The organism is Enterococcus sp. AZ035 (assembly GCF_050548325.1).
In the GTDB taxonomy this organism is placed as follows: domain Bacteria; phylum Bacillota; class Bacilli; order Lactobacillales; family Enterococcaceae; genus Enterococcus; species Enterococcus faecalis.
Genome location: NZ_CP172958.1, coordinates 386,351 through 406,033 on the forward strand (window position 1 = coordinate 386,351; position 19,683 = coordinate 406,033).

A 19,683-nucleotide genomic window follows, 5' to 3' on the forward strand; every position below is an offset into this window, starting at 1 on the left:
TGGAGGATAATAATGAAGCGAAAAATTAATTATACACATATTGCTGAACCTACTGTTTTTGAGAATGTTTTTCCAACGTATTTGACGAATGAAACGATGATGGCGCGCAAGCAGAAAGTATTACAACGAATGGAAACAGAAAAATTCGATCAATTGGTCTTCTATGCAGACAAAGAGCATGGCAGTAATTTTGAATACTTAACTGGCTTTATTCCGAGGTTTGAAGAAGGACTTCTTGTGTTAAATAAGGATGGTGCGGCGACACTTATTTTAGGTAATGAAAATTTAAAACTGTGCCAACATGCCCGCATCTCAGCCGATTTAATTCATTATCCAGCTTTTTCACTACCTAATCAACCAATGGCTGGGGAACAAAAGTTGTCGCAGATTTTTGAAACGCTTCTCGATGAAACTGCTCAAAAAATAGGTATCGTTGGGTGGAAAATGTTTACGACACAACAGCAAGAACCTGCTACTATGTTTGATGTGCCACATTTTATTGTCGAAGCACTGAAAAAAGCGCTGCCGAAAGAAGCTCGTTTACTAAATGGGACCCACTTATTGATTGGAGCAAAGGGGGCTCGCGCAACAAATAATGCTAACGAATTGGCGCACTATGAATATGGGGCGAATTTGGCTTCTCGCAGTATGTTAAAGGCCTTAAATGCAATTGAAATAGGACAGCGTGAAACGGACATTGGGGCTTTGTTAAATGATGAAGGTCAAACGCCGACGGTAGTAACCATTGCGGCAACTGGTCAACGTTTTGAATATGCAAACATGTATCCGACTGCCAAAGAAATTCAGTTAGGTGATGCCTTATCATTAACTACAGGCTACAAAGGCGGCTTGTCTAGCCGAACAGGTTTTGTTATTGAAAACGAGCAGCAATTGCCAGAAGCGCAACGTGATTATTTAGAGCGCGTAGCAAAACCCTATTTTCAAGCTGTCGTTCACTGGCTTGAAACCATTCGAATCGGACTGTTAGGGCGAGAAATGTACCAAGCGATTGAAGAACAGTTACCAAAAGAAATCTATCACTGGCATTTGAATCCTGGGCATTTAGTTTCGGATGATGAATGGATGTCGTCGCCTATTTATCCAGATTCAGCCATTCGCTTGGAAAGTGGCATGCTCTTTCAAGTGGATATTATTCCTTCTGTACCTGGTTATACAGGGGTGAGTGCAGAAGAATGTGTGGCTTTGGCTGATGAAACACTGCAAAAAGAGATTCAGCAAACTTATCCAGACATGTGGCAACGGATTGCGACACGCAAAGCCTATTTAAAGGAGACATTAAAGCTCGATTTACCATCGGAGGTTTTACCAATGTCTAATTTAGTTGGTTACTTACGGCCTTTTTATTTAGCTAAAGACAAAGCTTTGTGTGTAGAAAAACCAGCGCTTAAATGAATAGGCTCCTTTTTTTGAGTTTCTTTTGGGCCTTATTTATAATCAATATAGCGAAGGAAGAACACCAGAAGAGAGGCGTGATGGTAAATGCACTATCCTGAACATCTGAAAAAAGCAGTTTTAGCTAAAGCGAAAGACTTACCATTAGAAGGTTTTGTGGAAGGTCAAGGTCCGCAACAGCCAAAAGTGATGCTGATTGGGGAAGCCCCTGGAAAAGAAGAAATTAAAGAAAACGTACCATTTATAGGGCGTTCAGGTCAATTGTTGATGGAACAATTACAACAAGTTGGCTTAAGTCGTGAAACGGTGTATATCACCAGTGCGGTTAGGAGTCGGCCTTTTTCTGTAAAAACGAAGCAGATTGCAAAAACGGGAGAAAGAGTAACCAAATTTCCTAATCGAACGCCAACCAAAGAAGAAATCAAAATTTTTGCACCTTTGCTTGATTGGGAAATCGCTGTTTGCCAACCTGAACTAATTTTGACACTGGGGAATATTGGGTTGCAACGACTTTTAGGACCAAAGCCAACAATCACTGCAGTGCACGGAACGGTCATTCAGTCGCCCATTCAAACATTTGATGAGCAATCACAAAACTATCATTGGACGCAGAAAACCTATCAAATCATTCCACTCTTCCATCCAGCGGCTGTCTTTTATAATTATCGTTTAAAAGAAGTCGTGAAAGAAGATTGGCAAGTGGTTCAAAAACAACTGCAACTGCTTAAGAAAGTTTAAAATGAGAAAAATAAAAGGATGGTTGTTTTTTCGAAGAGAGAATGCTACCCTAGAAGTATCAATAAATAGACAGATTATTTAATCGCTGGGTTGAATAATTGAAGGATTCTGATTTTTGCGTAAGCCTTGAAGCAAAAAGAATGAGTCCTTTTTTTGTTAGAAGGAGATTTGGGTATGGAGCAAACACAGCAAAACCATTTTACTGCGTTGTTTTATAAAAATGTTCTGTTAGGAATTTTAAGTATGGCGGCGCAATCAATTTTTATTTTGGCGGACACATTTTTCATTGCAAATGGGATCGGCACCGAGGCGTTGGCGGGGCTTAACATTGTCTTACCACTCGTTAATATTATTAATGGATTAGGTTGGATGTTTGGCGTTGGCGGCGCTACGTTGTTTTCGACCACGGTTGCGCAAAAAGAAATCAAAAAAGCCAATCAGTATTTTAGTTTAACGATTGGGTTAGTTTTCGTTATAGGGAGTCTCTTTACTTTAGTGAGCTTGATTTTTTCCGATCAAATTATTCGGGGGCTTCAGGGGACCGGTGTCTTGTTTGGTTTGGCAAAGGAATATTATATGATTTACCTTAGCTGTTCATTATTATTTATTTTAAACAATTGCCTGATTACTTTTTTAAGAAATGACCATAATCCTCGTTTGGCAACGATTGCTTTTGTCAGTGGGGGAATTGTCAACATTATTTTGGATTATGTCTTTATTTATCAATTTGGGTGGGGTATGGCAGGTGCGGCCATTGCAACGGTGATGTCACCGTTAACAAGCTTAATCCTGATTACGTTGCATAAGTGGTCGCCGCAACGAGTTTTACGTTTTGAAAAGTTTAAAGTGAAATTTCAGGATGTTCGAGAAATTATGTCGATTGGTTTTTCCTCCTTTTTAAATGAATTTTCTTCGGCCTTTGTCATGTTTTTATTTAATATTGTTTTGTTAAACTTAGTTGGTCATGTGGCGATTTCAGCTTATGCGATTGTTGCCAATCTCAATATTATTGTGATTGCTATTTTTACAGGGATTGGGCAAGGGGCGCAACCATTACTCAGCCGATACTATGGTTTAGGGGAAACGAAGGTGTTGCGTAAATTTGTTAAACTTAGCTTTATTACGTACTTGGTCGCCGGCTTCCTGTTCTTTTTAATCAGTCAAGTGTTTACGGGACAAATTATTGAGGTCTTTAATAGCGAAGGGAACGACCAGTTGGCGCAAATTGCTAGGACAGCCATCCGCTTATATGCGATTTCCTTCTTGTTTACAGGATTGAATTTTATGGGGATTTATTACTTTTCGGCAGTTCGTAAACCGAAAATGGCGCTAATGATTTCCTCTTTGCGTGGGTTCTTTTTAATTGTGCCAGTTTTATTTATTTTGGTGAAATTACTAGGATTAACCGGTGTTTGGTTAGCCATGCCAGTAGTTGAATTTGTTACGTTTGGACTAATGCTTGTGGGCTACCTTGCGTATCGAAACTATTTGAAAAAAAGAGAAGCAGTAACCTGATGTTGGTTACTGCTTCTTTTTTGCTTAGTTTACATAGTTTTCAGTTAAAGTCATGAATTGTTCCACATCTTTTAGGACTTGATCAATGCCGGCTTGCCAGAAATCAGGTTTTGTTAAGTCAACATTTAAATGTTTTTTCGCTAATTCTTCGCTTGTCATCGAAGCAGTGTCTCTTAATAACGCAATGTATTGGTCTTCAAAAGAACTGCCTTGTTGATTGGCATACGCATAGATACCCATGCTGAATAGATAGCCAAAAGTATATGGGAAATTATAGAAAGGCACATCATCAATAAAGAAGTGCAATTTGCTCGCCCAGAAATGAGGATGATAACTGCCAAGACTATCTTTGTAGCTTTCTTTTTGCGCCGCTAACATTAATTCAGTAATATCTTCTTCCGCTACTAAACCTTTTTGGCGCGCTTGATAAAAATTATTTTCAAAGATAAAACGCGCATGAATGTTCATAAACATGGCAATGGCATTTTGCATTTTTGTGTCTAAAAGGTTAATCTTTTCAACATCTGATTTGGCCTCTTTTAAGGTGGCGTCAGCAACAATCAATTCTGCAAAGGTACTAGCCGTTTCTGCTACGTTCATGGCATACTCTCGATTCAATGAAGGTAAATCCCACATCACGCTACTATGGAAAGCGTGACCTAATTCATGGGCTAAAGTAGCTACTTCGTTGATTGAATTGCCAAAGGTCATGAAAATACGCGACTCTTGTGTTTCAGGTAATTCTGTACAATAACCCCCAGGACGTTTGCCTGGACGATCTTCAGCTTCAATCCAACTTTTTTCAAAAGCCATCTGGGCAAAATCAGCCATTTTTGGACTGAATTTACGGAAATTTTCTAAAATAAAGGCAGCGGCTTGATCAAAGGAATACGTTTTTTCTTCTAAATCACCTAAAATAATTGGCGCATCTTGGTCTTGCCAATCCATTTTTTCTTTGCCAAATAATTGCGCTTTGCGCGTTAGAAAGTCGACGAATGGTTGTTTATTTTTTTGGATGGTTTCCCACATAACCGTTAATGTTTCTTGACTCATTCGATTATAGTTTAAGGGATTTTCTAAATAATCTGTAGTGCCATGCAATTTGTAATCAGATAAACGGAACCCATCCAAGTGATTTAGGGTGTCTGCTAAAATTGAAGCTTTGCCACTCCAAGCTTTCTCCCAGGCTGTAAACAAACGTTGACGAACCTCTTTGTCAGGATCTCCCATCATGCGGTTAAAGGCTTGGCCTGCAGATAGTTCTGTCACAGAGCCATCTTTTTCTTCAAAAGGAATCACAATGGAAGCAACAATCGTATCGTAATGTGTACTCCAAGCATTTAACCCATCTAGAGAAAGCGTATTGATGATATTTTCTTCTTGTTCGGAAAGCAGTTTTTTTCCATCACGGCGTAATTCATTTAAGCGAAAAGCCATTGTTTTAAACGGTTCTTCGGCTAACAGGGCTTGCCAATGTTCTGCTGAAATCTCGGTGATTTTTTTAGTAAAAATGGTTTCAGCTAATTGAATCGCTGGCAATAGATTGTATAAATCGCCTGATAAAATTTTGGCCTTGGTATCATTAGTATTAGCAGAAATTAAAGCAGTTAAAAAACTATTACATTGTGAAAAGCCATTTGAGATTTTCCCTTGTAACGTTAAGATTTCAGCAAATTGTTCTTTGCCTTGGGCACTTTCTGGTGTCCATTCTGTGATTAATTGATGGTACTCTTTTGTCTGTTCGGTTAATTGAGTCATTCGTTGGCTAAGTTCTTTGGACTCGCTCCCATTGGGGAAAATACTGTCTAAATCCCATGTAATAGAATAGGTCATATCCAATCCTTCTTTCATTTTTTTCTTTTCAGTATATCATAAGACCTAAGAGAAGTTGTTTCTTTTTCCCTCGAAACCGACTATAATAAAAAAGAATTTTCCGTGGCAGGCACGGGGCAACTTGAAACCAAGAAAAGAGGATTATATGAAAAATTATTTGAAAGATAGTAATTTATATTTAGTCATTGCGTTTGTTATTATGGCCATTTTATTTTTCAGTTCATCACAGACGTATGAACAGCAATCACAAGTTGGTCTTTTAGATAAACTTCTGAGCAGTCATCCTTTTGAAGAACAATTAAAAAACATTTCTTTTCAATATGCTGGCAGTGAAGTGAGCATTCAAGCTAGTGGTTATAGTAAATTTATTGAATTTTTTATTCGTAAGGGAGCCCATTTTGGTACGTATTTTCTATTAGGTGGTAGTTGGTTTATTGGATTAGTGCCAAGAATCAAAGGTCTGTTTTTAACAGCTGTTGTTTCCTGGCTAGCTGCTACTGGCTATGCAGGTTTAGATGAATTTCATCAAATGATCACAGGCGGAAGGACCTCTCTTTTTCAAGATGTTATGTTGGATGCCATGGGTGCTTTGACAGCCATCGTTATTTGTTTGGTGGTTCATGGTTTGAAGAAAAATAAAAAAAGAAGACGCTAATTTAGAAGAGCTTCGTTTATTCGTCAGAAAGGTGGATAAGCGAGGGTCTTTTTTTGGTAGCGCTTGTTCCTAACTGAAAAGAAGAGTAGAATAAAGGAGAATAGTAACGAAAAGTCAGGAGGAATCAAGGATGTCAGGACACAGCAAATGGAGCAACATTCAAGGGCGTAAAAATGCGCAAGATGCCAAACGTGGGAAAATTTTCCAAAAAGTTTCAAGGGAAATCTATATGGCGGCAAAAGCAGGTGGCCCTGACCCCGCAATGAATCCTGCTTTACGTTTAGCAGTCGATAAAGCTAAGTCAGCCAATATGCCCAATGATAATATTGCGCGCGCCATAAAAAAAGCCAGTAGTGCTGGTGAAGGGGAACATTATGACGAGGTAACTTATGAAGGATACGGGCCAGGTGGCGTGGCAGTTTTAGTTCATGCACTAACAGATAACCGCAACCGAACGGCCACCAATGTTCGCGTCGCGTTTACTCGAAATGGTGGCTCTTTAGGTGAAACGGGTTCGGTGAATTATATGTTTGATCGTAAAGGCTATATTGTCATTAAGCGAGAAGATCATGCAATTGAGGAAGACGACATGCTAGAAGTCGTTTTGGAAGCAGGCGGCGAGGATATAGAAACATCACCAGAAGTATTTGAAATTTACACAGCACCAGAAGATTTTACAGCGGTTCGCGATGCTTTAGAACAAGCAGGTTATTCATTAGCACAAGCTGAATTAACAATGGTTCCGCAAACCTTACTAACCTTGAACGATGAACAAAAAGCGCAATTAGAGCGCTTGGTTGACAAGTTAGAAGACGATGATGATGTGTCAGAAGTATTTACCTCTGCAGAAAATCTATAAAATAAAGGGATGCTTGGCATCCTTTTATTCATAAAATGAAAGCGGATACAGAATGGAGGGCATTTTGAAAAAGAGAATTTGTTTACAAGCAATCAGGGAAGAAGCGGAAGCCTATTATCGTAACGGTGATTTTTATTGCTCGGAAGCGATTGTGGCGACCATTCGGCAACACTTCGATGCGGAGATTCCCATTGAAGCTGTGGCCATGGCTTCTGGGTTTCCTGTAGGTGTTGGAGGAGCGAAGTGTATTTGTGGTGCTCTTTCAGGCGGGGTTATGTGTCTGGGCTACTTTTTTGGTCGGACAGAAGCCAAAGGAGAACAAGTAAATAAAACGATGGCTTTAGCCAACGAATTGCATCAAAGTTTTCGACAAAAGCATCGAGTGGTTTGCTGCAGTATTTTGACAAGTAAAATGACGATGGGTTCACCTGAACATATGGAACAATGCATTGGCTTTACTGGAGAAATCGCTGAAACAACCGCAAAAATTATTGCACGAGAACTTGCTTACGAATTAGTCTAGTAAAAAATGAGAGAGGAGCAACCAGATTCATTCACCTGAATCTGGTTGCTCCTCTCTCATTTAATGCGTAATCAATTAACCAAGTACTTTTTCATAAGCTTCCACTTGAGATAAGACACGTTGGAGCTGTAATTCATTTTCAATATAGTTGATTGAATTACCTAAATCTTCTTGGCGGTTTGTTTCTAAACGATCGACTTCTTTTTTTGCTTCGTTCAATAAGTGTAGAACTTCTTCCTTAGATAACATGTACTCACCTCCTTGCGCAGTTCATCTACTATTAGTGTACTCCTTTTTTTCAAAAAAGGGCAATAATAGGATATTAAAAAACAAAAATAGCGGTTAGAACCGCTATTTTTGTTTACTCATGGCGTTGTTGTGCTAAAATCGCTTCGATTCGTTCTCTTTGATCTGCCAAAAAGTGAGGCAAATAAAGGGGGATTTCATCAAAGTTTGAGCTTTGATTTTCATAGGCTTCGGCATCTAGCAGGCCTTTTTGTGTGGCTACTTCAAATAACAAGTGGTTCGGTTCTCTAAAATACAATGATTTGAAAAATTCGCGGTCTTTAATTCCTGAGTTTGTAAAATTCTTTTCCTCTAACAGGCTATCAACTTGCGTTAATTCTTGCGTATCTTCCACCCCAAAGGCGACGTGATGAACGCCACCAATTCCTTCAATGGCAAGCGGATTGGTACGGTCATCAATGATATGCACCTCTTGATAAAACTGTGGATGATGATTTTCCAGAACGGTTACTTCATGCGCAGTTTCAAAAAAAGGTACTGTTTCTTTTTCATGCCAATGTAAATAATCCACTAAAGGTTGTTTGGTAGCTACGGCATATTGGACGCGTAATTGAATTGCATCAATGCCTAAAATTGCATGTTCTACTGGAATTTCGGAATGCTCAGCTGGAAAATAATCTTCCGCATTTTCAAATTCACGTAACGGAACAAGCGCCATTTGCGTATTATCGGGCGCTTCAAAACGCAAAATTGGGTGTTGGTTAAATGTTTCCACACCATAGTGGCAGATACCCGCTTGCTCAAGACGTTCTGCCCAAAAATCCAAAGAGGCGCGCGTTGGTACTTTTAAAATAGTTCGTTCAATCGTATTTGTCCCAAAGGATTGATCTTGGCCATCATTCAATTCAAAAAAAGTTAATTCGGTACCTGTTCGTTGCTCATTATCTGAGAAAAACAAGTGATACATGGTGTGGTCATCTTGGTTGATCGTTTTCATTAGTAATTTTAATCCCAGTGTATTATGATAGAAGTCAAATGTAGGCTTTATCAATCGATTTAAAATAGAGATGTGATGAATTTGTGCATACATAGTAAAATTCCTTTCTTGGAGGTTTATTAAATGAAACAATTTTTTCAAAAAGGGTCGAAACCTAATCAATTAGTTGTCGCTTTCCATGGTACTGGTGGCAATGAATATCAATTATTAACCACCATCGCAACCCTTTATCCAGAAGCGAGTGTTCTAAGTTACTTAGGGACAGAAGGTGTAGGCGAACAGCGACGCTTTTTTGCGCCATTAGTCAATGGAGCATTACCTCGTGCTAACTTTGATGAGCGAGTGACGGCGTTTCTAGAAGAAGTTTGGCAACCGCAAAAGTTATACGATGAAGTTATTTTTATAGGGTACTCTAACGGTGCCAATTTTATTTTAGGCCTGTTAGAAAAGAACCCAACTATTGCTAACACTGTTATTTTACTGCATCCAAGCAATTTAGGCTATCAATATGTATCTGGTGAGTTTGCGACAAAAGTGATTGTCACAACAGGGGCTCAGGATGAGTTGAGTATTCCGGGACAAGTTCTTTCTTTAGCTAATCAATTAAAGAAACATTTTCCAGTCGACTTTTTACTAGTGGATGGCGGTCATGGCTTATCAGAAGAAGAAGTAACGAAAATAAAAGAAGTTCTTTAAAAAACAAGCTGCAACCTTTGCTGATAAGTGGTTGCAGCTTGTTTTTTTCATGTGTGTTTAAATGATTTAGTTCTTTTTATTAATGAAAGCTTCCGCAAGGGCAAAGTCTCCTGCGTAAGGTTCATCTACGCCGTTTACTTTTTGATAAAGGTCGGCGCCTTTACCAGCTAAGACAATCGCATCATCAGCCGTTGTGCTTAAAGATAATGCGTGAGCAATTGCTTCGCCACGATCTAAAACGGTGTAAACAGGCATTTCTTTGGTAATATGGGCTTGAATTTCTTGGCAAATTTTTGCTGGATCTTCACTGGCTGGGTCATCGGTTGTTAGGACTGCAACATCAGCCAATTCAGAAAGAACCCTACCAAAGTCTTTGCGGCGAGAAATCGCTTTGTCTCCCGTGCTACCGACAAGAACAATTAAGCGGCCGTCAGGATGTTCTTCACGGACAAAGGTTAAAAGATTCTTCAAACTGTCATAGTTATGAGCGTAATCAACATAGACGGTTGCACCGTTGGTATTCGTTAAAGATTCCATCCGGCCAGGGACGGTGGTTGCTGCGATTCCTTGTTGACACTCTTCTTTTGAAGCTCCCACAAGGACACTAGCAATCGCCGCACTTAACGCATTACCTTTGTTAAAATCACCACCTAAACGAAGGTGATAAGAGCCGGCCAATCCTAACGCATCTGCAGGACTTTCAACGATAAAACGTAAGGAATCCTCTGAAGAAACAGCGAATGAATAGTCTACTTCTGGAGCCGGCTGACTGCCATAGACAATGGCTGGGACTTTTTGCTGTTGTGCAGTTTCTTTAAGTAATGGAAAATAATCAGCTTCGTGATTCAACACAATGACTTTAGAATGTGTAATCAATTGACGTTTGCAATAAAAGTAATCGTCAAAGGTTGGATGTTCAATTGGACTGATATGGTCGGGGGTAATGTTTAAAAAAATGCCGACATCAAAAAATAACTTGTAGACACGATTAGTTTTGTAGGCTTGGGAAGAAACTTCCATAATAAAATGAGTCATCCCGTTAGCAACAGCGGTTGCCATCATTCGATACAAGTCCAAAGATTCGGGTGTAGTCAAGGCAGATTTAAAGAATGTTTTGCCATCTAATGTCGAATTCATGGTAGAAAGCAAGGCTGTTTTTTGTTGTGTAGCAACATCTAAAATATATTTGGTGAAATAAGCCGCTGTTGTTTTACCCTTGGTTCCAGTAAAGCCAATCAGTTTTAATTTATTTTGTGGATAATCATAAAAAGCCATGCTTAACACAGCCATTGCTTTTTTAATGTCAGTCACGATAATTCCTAGTTGCGCCGGAACCTCATAAGGCACCTCAGAAACATAGATTTCTAGGCCGTCTTTTACAGCATTTTCTAAATAGATTTCTTTAAAGTTTAATCCTTTACAAAAAAAGAGTGTTTCTGCTGTTACGTCTCTCGAATCGTAAGAAAGAGCCGTTACTTCTCGTTGACCTAACGTGTCGGAAAGAGTCAAGTGCCAGCCTTCTGGTGAAATAAATTCTTTTAATAAATCTTCTTTTTCTAAGCAATCGCGAATTGCGAATAATGAAATCGTCACTTTTTTTGCCTCCAAACGTTTCAACGAAATTTCAAAACTGATGTCATTATAGCATTATTTTTCTTTTAAAAAAACCATCTCGTTAGCGTGAGAAAATCCATGAGAAATGTTAAAATAGGATAATTCTTCGAGAAAGTCGTTGCATATCCCAAGATGAACAATTAAAATAAAGAAAGCATACTCAAAGAATATTGGAGGACAAAATGATCAATCAACCAAATTCAGTTGATCAACCAATCCTGACGAACCAAGAAAAAATGGTCAAAGGCTCAGCTTGGATGACAGCTAGTAATATTATCTCCCGCATGTTAGGGGCGATTTACATCATCCCCTGGTACGCTTGGATGGGCGAGCACGGAAACGAAGCGAACAGTTTGTTTTCAATGGGGTATACGATTTATGCCTTATTCCTAATGATCTCTACCGCCGGAATTCCAGGTGCGATTGCCAAGCAGACCTCGCATTATAATTCATTGAACGAATATAAAATTAGTCGACAGCTTTTTTATCGTGCCTTACAACTAATGGGTGGCTTAGGTGTGGTTTTTGCTATTGTGATGTATTTGGCATCTCCGGCATTAGCAGCTTTGTCTGGCGGAGGACCTGAATTAGTTCCAACAATGCGTTCATTAAGTTTAGCCGTTTTAGTTTTCCCAAGCATGAGTGTCATTCGCGGTTATTTCCAAGGAAATCAAGAAATGATGCCCTTTGCTTTATCACAAATTGTTGAACAAGTAGCACGAGTTTTTTACATGTTATTAACTGCTTTTATTATCATGAAAGTCTTTGAAGGTAATTACGTTACAGCGGTGACCCAAGCCACTTTTGCGGCATTTATTGGGATGCTCGCAAGTTTTGCGGTTTTAGGTTATTACATGTACAAACAAAAACCATTATTTGATTATTTAGAAGAACACAGCGCCAATGAACATGAAATTGCTCCAAAAGAGTTATTGATTGAAACTTTTAAAGAGGCGATTCCTTTTATCGTAGTCGGCTCAGGAGTGACTGTCTTTAAACTTGTCGATCAGTTTACTTTCTCAAACTTTATGCGTTTGTTTACGGATTATTCAGATACCCAATTACGAGAGCTTTTCGGTATTTTTAATGCCAATCCGGACAAATTAACCATGATTGTCGTGGCTTTAGCGACTTCGATTTCGGCTACTGGATTACCGTTAATTACAGAAGCGGTCACCTTAAAAAATCACCGTGAATTAGCGCGTTTGATTAGTAATAATTTACAACTTTTTGTGTTTGTAATGTTGCCAGCAACGTTCGGTATGATTGTTTTAGCGCAACCACTATACACTGTTTTTTACATGCCAGATGCTTTAGGTACTTCTTTATTAGTGCAAGCTTGTTACGCTAGTTTATTCTTGGGCTTGTATATGTTAGTGTCAAATATGTTGATGGGGATGTATGAAAATCGTGATGCAATGCGTTATTTAGGAATTGGTTTAGCAGTGAAATTAATCGTGCAATTCCCCGCAATCCGTTTATTTGAAGTTTACGGTCCGTTATTAGCAACGATGATTGGCTTTACGGTTTCTTGCGTATTGATTCTAAGAAGAATTCGTCAAGTGACACGTTTTAATTACAAATTAACCTTACGGCGAACATTGTTAATGTTCTGTATTACAGTCATCATGATGATTATCGCTTTGATTTTCCGTCAGTTCTTGTATCTATTTTTAGATCCAACTAGACGTTTCCAAGCCTTCATTATCGTTGTAATTGTGGCTGCTGCAGGAGGCGCTTTTTATGGCTATTCGGTCTTGAAGATTCGCTTAGCTGATCGTTTATTAGGGAAAAATGCCGCAAAATTACGTGCAAAATTCAATATTAAATAATAGCTGATTGAACTCCTTTCAGCAGATTCTCTTAAGAGACAAGGCTTGAGACATCGATCGATTCGATTTATGTCCCAAGCTATTTTTTTAAAGGAAAGAGGAATGACGATGCGTTTAGATAAATTTTTAGCCGATGTTGGTATCGGTAGTCGTAAAGAAATCAAACAATTGTTAAAGAAAAAAGTCGTTACGGTGAATGGTGACGTCGTAAAAGAAGCCAAAACACAAGTAAATGAAGAAACAGATCAAATTGCCTTGATGGGAGAAATTCTTACGTATCAGAAATTCTTTTATTACATGTTGCATAAACCACAAGGTGTCATTTCTGCGACGGAAGATCAGCGAGATGAAACGGTAATTGACTTGTTAACTGATCAGGATTACCGTGCCGACTTGTTCCCAGTTGGTCGCTTGGATAAAGATACCGAAGGCTTGCTTCTATTAACAAATGATGGCCAGTTAGCGCATCAATTATTATCACCCAAAAAGCATGTGGATAAAGAATATTTAGCTGAAGTTGAAGGACTTGTGACAGCGGAAGATTGTCAACTGTTTGCGCAAGGATTTGCCTTGAAAGATGGAGAAATGGTTAAACCAAGTCGTTTAGTCATTGAGACGATCAATGAGGAAGAAGGGACTTCCGTAGTCCGTTTAGTGATTCAAGAGGGGAAATTTCATCAAGTCAAACGGATGTTAGCCACTGTAGGCAAACCTGTGACGTATTTAAAACGATTACGAATGGGCGAACTATGGTTGGATGAAACGTTAGAACTAGGGGAATATCGGCCCTTAACAGAAGCCGAATTGCAACAACTACAACCTAAACAATCATACCTCAATTAAAATAAACAAAAACCCAGCCCTTTCTGCGGAAAAGATAAAAAATTTCTAGAAAAATAGTGTCGGGTTTCTTTCTTTTTCTGCATAAAATGGTATGATTGACTATGTAGAACTTTATGAATAGGAGTGACAACAAATGACAATTGATTGGACAAAAGAAGTCGAAGCACGTAAAGACGACTTATTAGAAGATTTACAAAACTTATTACGGATCAACAGTGAACGTGATGATGCACAAGCAACACCTGAAGCGCCCTTTGGACCTGGGCCAGTTGCTGGCTTAAAACACATGTTAGCGTATGGTGAACGTGATGGCTTTACGGTGAAAAATGTCGACAATTACGCTGGACACATTGAATATGGTGAAGGCGACGAAACGTTAGGAATTTTTGGTCATATGGACGTTGTTCCTGCTGGTGATGGTTGGGAAACAGATCCTTATGAACCAGTCATTAAAGATGGCAAAATTTATGCACGTGGTGCAAGCGATGATAAAGGCCCAAGTATGGCTGCTTATTACGCAATGAAAATTATCAAAGAATTAGGCTTACCCGTGTCTAAAAAAATTCGTTTCGTAGTAGGAAGTGACGAAGAAAGCGGCTGGGGCGATATGGATTACTATTTCCAACATGAAGAAGCGCCAGACTTTGGTTTCTCACCAGATGCTGAGTTCCCAATTATCAATGGGGAAAAAGGAAATGTGACTATTCGTTTAACTTTCCGAGGCGGTAACGGCGCTGATTATAAATTAGAAAGCTTCAAATCTGGCTTACGTGAAAACATGGTTCCGGGAACAGCAGATGCTGTTGTAACGGCTGCTTCAGCAGACGAAGCGGCTTCACTAGCTGCTAGCTTTGAAACATTCATCAAACAAGAAGCAAAAATTTCAGGTAACGCAGAACTTTCAGATAAAACAGTGACTTTCCATGTAGTTGGTAAAGGTGCTCACGGTGCTAGCCCACAATCTGGAATTAACGCAGCGACTTTCTTGGCAACTTTCTTAAATGATTACAGCTTTGCAGAAGGCGCATATAGCTTTATTAATACCATTGCTGAATTTATCCATGAAGATTTTTATGGTGAAAAATTAGGCGTGGCTTTTGAAGACGAAAAAATGGGTAAATTGACAATGAACGCTGGGATTGTTAACTTTGATCCAGAAAACCCTGAAAATAGCTTAGTAACATTAAACTTCCGCTATCCAAAAGGAACTTCAGCAGAAGAATTACAAGCAAAAGTTCAAACAACAGTCGGTGAAACGGTCACTGCAACACAAGGAGATCGCAACCAAGAACCGCATTATGTACCAGTTGATGATCCATTGGTGGCAACGTTACTACAAGTTTACGAAGACCATACAGGCGAAAAAGGCCAAGAACAAATCATTGGTGGCGGTACTTATGGCCGCTTATTGAAACGTGGTGTTGCCTATGGCGCAATGTTCCCTGGCTACACAGACACAATGCACCAAGCCAACGAATTTATGGAATTAGATGACTTATTCCGAGCAGCTGCTATTTATGCAGATGCGATTTATCGTTTAGCGAAGTAAAGTAAAAAAGCTGTTTTCGATTTTCGAAAACAGCTTTTTTTTGCAATTTTTGCCTTTTAAAAACCCAAAATCAGAACCGTCAATTTACTGAAAATTTCTTGCAAATCAACGGATCCCACGATACGATAAATAGGAGAAAACGCAATGAGTGAAACACTTATTGTTAACTATTTAATCAAAGGACGTGTGAAGATGAACGTAGAAGAATTAGTTCAAAAAGCAAAAGATTTAATTGGAGAAGGCAACGTGGAACATGCGCAACAATTCATTGAAGAACATAAAGATGAATTAGGCGAACACTATCATAAAATTACAGCGATGTTAGCTGATACAACGACCGATGGTTTGTTTGATAAAATTAAAGGATTGTTTCAATAGTTGAAAAAAATCTGAGATAAAAGTGTTTAGCTCCAAAAACCAAGTAGGTACGATGATTTCATTTGTTCATGCTTCACGGTGAAACATTGCAACTCTCGCCGTTTAACAGTTTTTGAGCGTGGAGCAAAAATCCAAAGTGATTTTTGTCCCACGCTCTTCTTTTTTTATTTAACTTTTAACCATTGTTTTGGCAACACATACGCAATTGGATTAAAAAGATAATCCGCTCCCCGTTTCACCACAGGCATATTCGTAATAGCTAAAATGAAGAGGGCTAAGAAGAAAAGTGCCAGGATTCGGAAAGTAAACCATTCTTTAAAGAGTGTGTCTAATTGCAAACCACTTTCCAACAGAATAATTAAGGGCATATGCAAGAGATAAGGGTAGAGGGTATCTTTTCCGAGGGCGCTTAAAGGTAACTTTCGTTTCGGCAATAATGCAAACCAAGAAAGAGACACCAATGCTGCAGCAACGTAAAAGAACAGCTGAATGAAACTACTGTATTCAAAGGCCGGACTAATTTCAGCGTAGGAAGCCCAACCAGTTAAGAAGCCCCAAAATTTCGTTGCCAATGACCATTGACTATTTACAAATAAAAAGGAGCTTAAAATTACGCCTATCGCTGCCCATTTGACTTTGCGATGATCTAAAAAGGTTTGTAGCTTTTGAATATCCATTAAGTAGCCACAATAAAAGAAAGGGAAGAAGCCCAGAGTCCGTCCTAAAGACAAGAAACCTTCCACAGGTAAATAGCCTGAGGCGCAGCCGATAACAATGATGATTGGCAACATGATTTTCGGCTGAACGCGCTGAAGAAAGATGGTAATTAAGTAGAAACTTGCTAAGGAAAGTAAGTACCAAGGAACGCCTGTTTCGTTCAGTAAATCAAAATTCATTTTATTTGCAAAGGCGAAATTAGCAAGCGTAATCAACAACTTCGCTAAGAGATAAAGCCAAACAAAGGAAAGTAAGCGTAGATATTTTCGTTGTTTAATGGCATGTTTACTAAAGAGTCCAGAGACAAAAATAAAGGCTGGCATATGGAATGAATAGATCCAAAAGTTGATCGTTTCCATGAGTCGTGAAGGAGAAGCTTCACGATCTAAAATATGCCCAAAAATCACTAAGAAAATTAAAAAAAGTTTCACGTTGTCCCATTTATAAATTCGCTTGTCGTTTTCCATAACGATCACTCCTTTTAGTAGAAAACAGTTCACTTTTGTTTAAGGCAGAAGAGGACAATTTTTCCATTCATTGAGTAGATAATTGTAGATACGAACCGGCAGCCGTTAAATGAGCCCCCACATACTTGCGCTTAAAACAAAAAATTAGGCAGGATGTTAGTCTTAAATTATACTGAAAGAGTGACGATCCTCCAAAGATTTTGTTTATTAAGAAGTGAAAGATGCGGTGAAAATAAATGATAAAATTTCAAAATGTTTCAAAAGTATATCAAGAAAATGCCGTTTTGTCCGATGTGAATTTAACAATCCAACAAGGCGAATTTTTTGTATTAGTAGGGCCGAGTGGTAGTGGAAAAACGACGACTTTGAAAATGATTAATCGGCTCATTGAGCCAACGACAGGTGAAGTGGCTCTCAATGAACAAGCGGTAACCAATTATCCTTTACGTGAATTACGACTAAAAATTGGCTATGTTCTTCAGCAAATTGCCTTATTTCCTAACTTAACCGTGGCGGAAAATATTGAGTTGATTCCTGAAATGAAAAAATGGCCCAAAGAGCAACGCAGAGAGCGAACCATTGAACTATTGAAAAAAGTTCAGCTGGATCCTGAGGAATATCTGCATCGTAAGCCAGCAGCGCTTTCAGGAGGCGAGCAACAACGTATCGGGATTTTACGCGCCATTGCAGCCGAACCAGAAGTGATTTTAATGGATGAACCTTTTAGCGCGCTAGATCCGATTTCAAGACATCATCTTCAACGTTTGGTGAAAGAACTTCATCATGAATTAGCGAGTACCATTGTTTTTGTGACCCATGATATGAATGAAGCTTTACTGTTAGGAGAGCGCATCTGTATTATGGACGCTGGCAAAATTATTCAAGTCGATACGCCAGAAGCCATTCAAAAACATCCGAAAAATAATTTTGTCGGTCAATTTTTCAAACAATCTTCACCAGAACTAGCGAACTATTGTGGCGCTGACTTGACTGCATTTTTAGAAGCCGCAGATGAGACGATTGAGCCAGTGCCGACTGTTTTCATGGAAACCAATTTAAAAGAGATTGTCCAACTCATTAATGCGCAAGAGAAAGCAAATTTAGTAGAAAAACAACAAGTTTTAGGGTGTATCACCTCAAAAACGATTACTCGTTTTATGGAACAGCTGTTGGAAAGCGAGGGACAGTAGATGCAAGCACTGATTGAAACTTTTTTCGCTCGAAAAGAAGAATATCTGCAAGCGTTAATCGAGCATATGCAATTGTCCTTTATCTCGTTATTATTCGCTGCGTTGATTGCAATTCCTTTAGCCATTTATTTAACAAGTCATCGTAAGTTAGCGGAAAGTCTGTTACAAGTGACTGGGATTTTCCAAACCATCCCTTCTTTAGCCTTGCTAGGCTTACTGATTCCGTTAATTGGTATTGGTCGACCACCGGCAATTGTTGCGCTAGTGATTTATGCCTTATTCCCAATTTTACAAAACACCTATACTGGTTTGACGGAAATTGATCCTTCGTTAGAAGAAGCTGCAGAAGCATTTGGGATGAGTAAAAAAGAAAAACTGTTTAAGTTTGAGTTGCAAATGGCGTTACCATTTATTATTTCTGGGATTCGAACGGCTACCGTTTTAATTATTGGTACGGCCACGTTGGCGGCGTTAATTGGAGCAGGTGGTTTAGGGACCTTCATTTTATTAGGAATTGATCGAAATAATTTATCGTTGATTTTTATTGGAGCCCTTTCATCGGCTGCACTAGCAGTCTTATTTAATTATGGAATTCATTGGTTGGAAAAAGCGAATGGGCGGCGACTAATCATTGGCGGTACTATTTTAGGCCTTTTGTTAGGTGGTTCATTTTTCTGGAATCAACAAACTTCTTCAAAGGAAAAGCAGCTGACAATTGCTGGCAAATTAGGAGCGGAACCAGATATTATTATTAATATGTATAAAGCCTTAATTGAAGAAAATAGCGACATTCAGGTGACGTTAAAGCCAAACTTTGGCAAGACTACTTTTTTATATAATGCCTTGAAATCAGATGAAATCGATCTTTATCCGGAATTTACAGGAACAGTGATCGAAACCTTTTTAAAAAATCCTCCTCAGCTAGACAATCAACCTCAAGTAGTCTATGAAGCGGCACGCGCTGGCTTGAAAAAACAAGAAAACCTTACTTTGTTGAAACCGATGCGCTATGAAAATACGTATGCCGTCGCAGTTAAGCGCTCATTTGCAAAAGCGCATCAATTAAAAACGATTAGTGATTTACAGAAAATTAGCAATCAGTTGAAAGCAGGTTTTACGTTAGAATTTATTGATCGGCAAGATGGTTATAAGGGATTACAAGAAAAATATCATTTAAATCTGAATGTCCAATCGATGGAACCGGCGTTACGCTATCAGGCGATTAATAATGGTGAGGTAAATGTGATTGATGCCTATTCAACGGATAGTGAATTGAGACAATACGATTTAGTAACGTTAGAAGATGATCAAGCGCTATTTCCGCCTTATCAAGGAGCACCACTTATTAAAACAGCAACGTTGGAAAAATATCCAGAATTAGCAGAAATATTGAATAAATTGGCAGGAAAAATTAGCGAAGAAGAAATGAGTGAAATGAATTATCAAGTCAATGTGGAAGGGCAAGATCCTAGCATAGTGGCGAAAGACTATTTAAAAGAAAAGAATCTTCTTAAATAAGTATTTTTTACTGAAAAAGACTGGTATATAAACATTTATCCAGTCTTTTTCAGATAAATAAAGAGTTTAATGTGAAAAGTACCTGTATTTTTACTCATTT

The 19,683-nt window shown here is 38.7% G+C and carries 18 protein-coding genes; 13 read left to right on the forward strand and 5 right to left on the reverse strand.

Features of this window, described 5'->3' with window-relative positions; translation table 11 throughout:
* Nucleotides 1–12: 12 nt before the first annotated feature.
* The 3 genes from IGL32_RS01965 to IGL32_RS01975 all read left to right on the forward strand — a co-directional run bounded on the left by IGL32_RS01965 (nucleotide 13) and on the right by IGL32_RS01975 (nucleotide 3,666).
* Nucleotides 13–1,413 carry a M24 family metallopeptidase gene (locus tag IGL32_RS01965; protein ID WP_016634001.1) on the forward strand — a complete coding sequence of 467 codons (1,401 nt, stop codon included), beginning with the start codon at nucleotides 13–15 and terminating at the stop codon, nucleotides 1,411–1,413.
* Nucleotides 1,414–1,500: 87 nt separating this feature from the next.
* Entirely contained in the window at nucleotides 1,501–2,151 is a 651-nt protein-coding gene (locus tag IGL32_RS01970; protein WP_002355481.1) for a uracil-DNA glycosylase, read from the forward strand.
* Between the two features lie 174 nt (nucleotides 2,152–2,325).
* Entirely contained in the window at nucleotides 2,326–3,666 is a 1,341-nt protein-coding gene (locus tag IGL32_RS01975) for an MATE family efflux transporter (RefSeq protein ID WP_002366141.1), read from the forward strand.
* A 24-nt stretch (nucleotides 3,667–3,690) separates the two neighbouring features.
* On the opposite strand, the gene IGL32_RS01980 is transcribed toward IGL32_RS01975, so the two are convergent.
* A complete protein-coding gene (locus tag IGL32_RS01980) occupies nucleotides 3,691–5,517 on the reverse strand; it encodes a M3 family oligoendopeptidase (RefSeq protein ID WP_002399760.1) in 1,827 nt (608 codons plus the stop codon).
* A 127-nt stretch (nucleotides 5,518–5,644) separates the two neighbouring features.
* On the opposite strand from IGL32_RS01980, the gene IGL32_RS01985 reads away from it, so the two are divergent.
* From IGL32_RS01985 to IGL32_RS01995, 3 genes are all read left to right on the forward strand, one after another.
* Complete coding sequence (locus IGL32_RS01985) at nucleotides 5,645–6,154, forward strand: VanZ family protein (protein WP_002391486.1); 510 nt, start codon at nucleotides 5,645–5,647, stop codon at nucleotides 6,152–6,154.
* Between the two features lie 130 nt (nucleotides 6,155–6,284).
* A complete protein-coding gene (locus IGL32_RS01990; protein WP_002370883.1) occupies nucleotides 6,285–7,013 on the forward strand; it encodes a YebC/PmpR family DNA-binding transcriptional regulator in 729 nt (242 codons plus the stop codon).
* Nucleotides 7,014–7,065: 52 nt separating this feature from the next.
* The gene (locus IGL32_RS01995; protein ID WP_002384891.1) at nucleotides 7,066–7,536 is read left to right on the forward strand and encodes a C-GCAxxG-C-C family protein; all 471 of its coding nucleotides are present in this window, start codon (nucleotides 7,066–7,068) and stop codon (nucleotides 7,534–7,536) included.
* Nucleotides 7,537–7,611: 75 nt separating this feature from the next.
* Here the strand turns inward: IGL32_RS01995 and IGL32_RS02000 are convergent, their stop codons facing one another.
* Together IGL32_RS02000 and IGL32_RS02005 are read right to left on the reverse strand one after the other, a co-directional pair.
* Nucleotides 7,612–7,785, reverse strand: a complete 174-nt coding sequence (locus tag IGL32_RS02000; RefSeq protein ID WP_002355495.1) for a hypothetical protein — start codon at nucleotides 7,783–7,785, stop codon at nucleotides 7,612–7,614.
* A gap of 112 nt (nucleotides 7,786–7,897) precedes the next feature.
* Nucleotides 7,898–8,872: a ring-cleaving dioxygenase gene (locus tag IGL32_RS02005; RefSeq protein WP_002371460.1), complete on the reverse strand. Its 975-nt coding sequence runs from the start codon at nucleotides 8,870–8,872 to the stop codon at nucleotides 7,898–7,900.
* Nucleotides 8,873–8,902: 30 nt separating this feature from the next.
* Between IGL32_RS02005 and IGL32_RS02010 the strand changes: the two genes are divergently transcribed.
* The gene (locus IGL32_RS02010; protein ID WP_002358653.1) at nucleotides 8,903–9,475 is read left to right on the forward strand and encodes an alpha/beta hydrolase; all 573 of its coding nucleotides are present in this window, start codon (nucleotides 8,903–8,905) and stop codon (nucleotides 9,473–9,475) included.
* 66 nt (nucleotides 9,476–9,541) lie between these two features.
* On the opposite strand, the gene IGL32_RS02015 is transcribed toward IGL32_RS02010, so the two are convergent.
* Nucleotides 9,542–11,068, reverse strand: a complete 1,527-nt coding sequence (locus IGL32_RS02015; RefSeq protein WP_002371461.1) for a UDP-N-acetylmuramoyl-L-alanyl-D-glutamate--L-lysine ligase — start codon at nucleotides 11,066–11,068, stop codon at nucleotides 9,542–9,544.
* A gap of 203 nt (nucleotides 11,069–11,271) precedes the next feature.
* Here IGL32_RS02015 and IGL32_RS02020 point away from each other — a divergent pair, with 203 nt between their 5' ends.
* From IGL32_RS02020 to IGL32_RS02035, 4 genes are all read left to right on the forward strand, one after another.
* Nucleotides 11,272–12,921 carry a putative polysaccharide biosynthesis protein gene (locus IGL32_RS02020; RefSeq protein ID WP_002364837.1) on the forward strand — a complete coding sequence of 550 codons (1,650 nt, stop codon included), beginning with the start codon at nucleotides 11,272–11,274 and terminating at the stop codon, nucleotides 12,919–12,921.
* A 108-nt stretch (nucleotides 12,922–13,029) separates the two neighbouring features.
* On the forward strand, nucleotides 13,030–13,764 hold the full coding sequence (locus tag IGL32_RS02025) for a pseudouridine synthase (RefSeq protein ID WP_002355501.1): 735 nt from the start codon (nucleotides 13,030–13,032) through the stop codon (nucleotides 13,762–13,764).
* A gap of 133 nt (nucleotides 13,765–13,897) precedes the next feature.
* Complete coding sequence (gene pepV, locus IGL32_RS02030; protein WP_002371462.1) at nucleotides 13,898–15,313, forward strand: dipeptidase PepV; 1,416 nt, start codon at nucleotides 13,898–13,900, stop codon at nucleotides 15,311–15,313.
* A 144-nt stretch (nucleotides 15,314–15,457) separates the two neighbouring features.
* Nucleotides 15,458–15,691, forward strand: coding sequence for a hypothetical protein (locus IGL32_RS02035; protein WP_002355504.1), 234 nt, complete (start codon nucleotides 15,458–15,460; stop codon nucleotides 15,689–15,691).
* Nucleotides 15,692–15,855: 164 nt separating this feature from the next.
* Here IGL32_RS02035 and IGL32_RS02040 read toward each other — a convergent pair whose 3' ends face one another.
* Nucleotides 15,856–16,875 (reverse strand): acyltransferase family protein, encoded by a 1,020-nt coding sequence (locus IGL32_RS02040; protein ID WP_002355505.1) that lies wholly within the window; start codon nucleotides 16,873–16,875, stop codon nucleotides 15,856–15,858.
* Between the two features lie 236 nt (nucleotides 16,876–17,111).
* On the opposite strand from IGL32_RS02040, the gene IGL32_RS02045 reads away from it, so the two are divergent.
* Complete coding sequence (locus IGL32_RS02045; RefSeq protein ID WP_085443762.1) at nucleotides 17,112–18,065, forward strand: ABC transporter ATP-binding protein; 954 nt, start codon at nucleotides 17,112–17,114, stop codon at nucleotides 18,063–18,065.
* A complete protein-coding gene (locus tag IGL32_RS02050) occupies nucleotides 18,066–19,583 on the forward strand; it encodes an ABC transporter permease/substrate-binding protein (protein ID WP_002355507.1) in 1,518 nt (505 codons plus the stop codon).
* Nucleotides 19,584–19,683: the final 100 nt, after the last annotated feature.

Excerpts from the sequence above, each read along its gene's own strand:
- IGL32_RS02020 (WP_002364837.1), top strand. The coding sequence starts at position 11,272 with ATGATCAATCAACCAAATTCAGTTGATCAACCAATCCTGACGAACCAA.
- IGL32_RS01990 (WP_002370883.1), top strand. The coding sequence starts at position 6,285 with ATGTCAGGACACAGCAAATGGAGCAACATTCAAGGGCGTAAAAATGCG.
- IGL32_RS02000 (WP_002355495.1), bottom strand. The coding sequence starts at position 7,785 with ATGTTATCTAAGGAAGAAGTTCTACACTTATTGAACGAAGCAAAAAAA.
- IGL32_RS02045 (WP_085443762.1), top strand. The coding sequence starts at position 17,112 with ATGATAAAATTTCAAAATGTTTCAAAAGTATATCAAGAAAATGCCGTT.
- IGL32_RS01985 (WP_002391486.1), top strand. The coding sequence starts at position 5,645 with ATGAAAAATTATTTGAAAGATAGTAATTTATATTTAGTCATTGCGTTT.
- IGL32_RS02010 (WP_002358653.1), top strand. The coding sequence starts at position 8,903 with ATGAAACAATTTTTTCAAAAAGGGTCGAAACCTAATCAATTAGTTGTC.
- IGL32_RS01975 (WP_002366141.1), top strand. The coding sequence starts at position 2,326 with ATGGAGCAAACACAGCAAAACCATTTTACTGCGTTGTTTTATAAAAAT.
- IGL32_RS02025 (WP_002355501.1), top strand. The coding sequence starts at position 13,030 with ATGCGTTTAGATAAATTTTTAGCCGATGTTGGTATCGGTAGTCGTAAA.
- IGL32_RS02035 (WP_002355504.1), top strand. The coding sequence starts at position 15,458 with ATGAGTGAAACACTTATTGTTAACTATTTAATCAAAGGACGTGTGAAG.
- IGL32_RS02050 (WP_002355507.1), top strand. The coding sequence starts at position 18,066 with ATGCAAGCACTGATTGAAACTTTTTTCGCTCGAAAAGAAGAATATCTG.
- IGL32_RS01995 (WP_002384891.1), top strand. The coding sequence starts at position 7,066 with ATGGAGGGCATTTTGAAAAAGAGAATTTGTTTACAAGCAATCAGGGAA.
- IGL32_RS01980 (WP_002399760.1), bottom strand. The coding sequence starts at position 5,517 with ATGAAAGAAGGATTGGATATGACCTATTCTATTACATGGGATTTAGAC.
- IGL32_RS01965 (WP_016634001.1), top strand. The coding sequence starts at position 13 with ATGAAGCGAAAAATTAATTATACACATATTGCTGAACCTACTGTTTTT.
- IGL32_RS02005 (WP_002371460.1), bottom strand. The coding sequence starts at position 8,872 with ATGTATGCACAAATTCATCACATCTCTATTTTAAATCGATTGATAAAG.
- IGL32_RS01970 (WP_002355481.1), top strand. The coding sequence starts at position 1,501 with ATGCACTATCCTGAACATCTGAAAAAAGCAGTTTTAGCTAAAGCGAAA.
- IGL32_RS02040 (WP_002355505.1), bottom strand. The coding sequence starts at position 16,875 with ATGGAAAACGACAAGCGAATTTATAAATGGGACAACGTGAAACTTTTT.
- pepV (WP_002371462.1), top strand. The coding sequence starts at position 13,898 with ATGACAATTGATTGGACAAAAGAAGTCGAAGCACGTAAAGACGACTTA.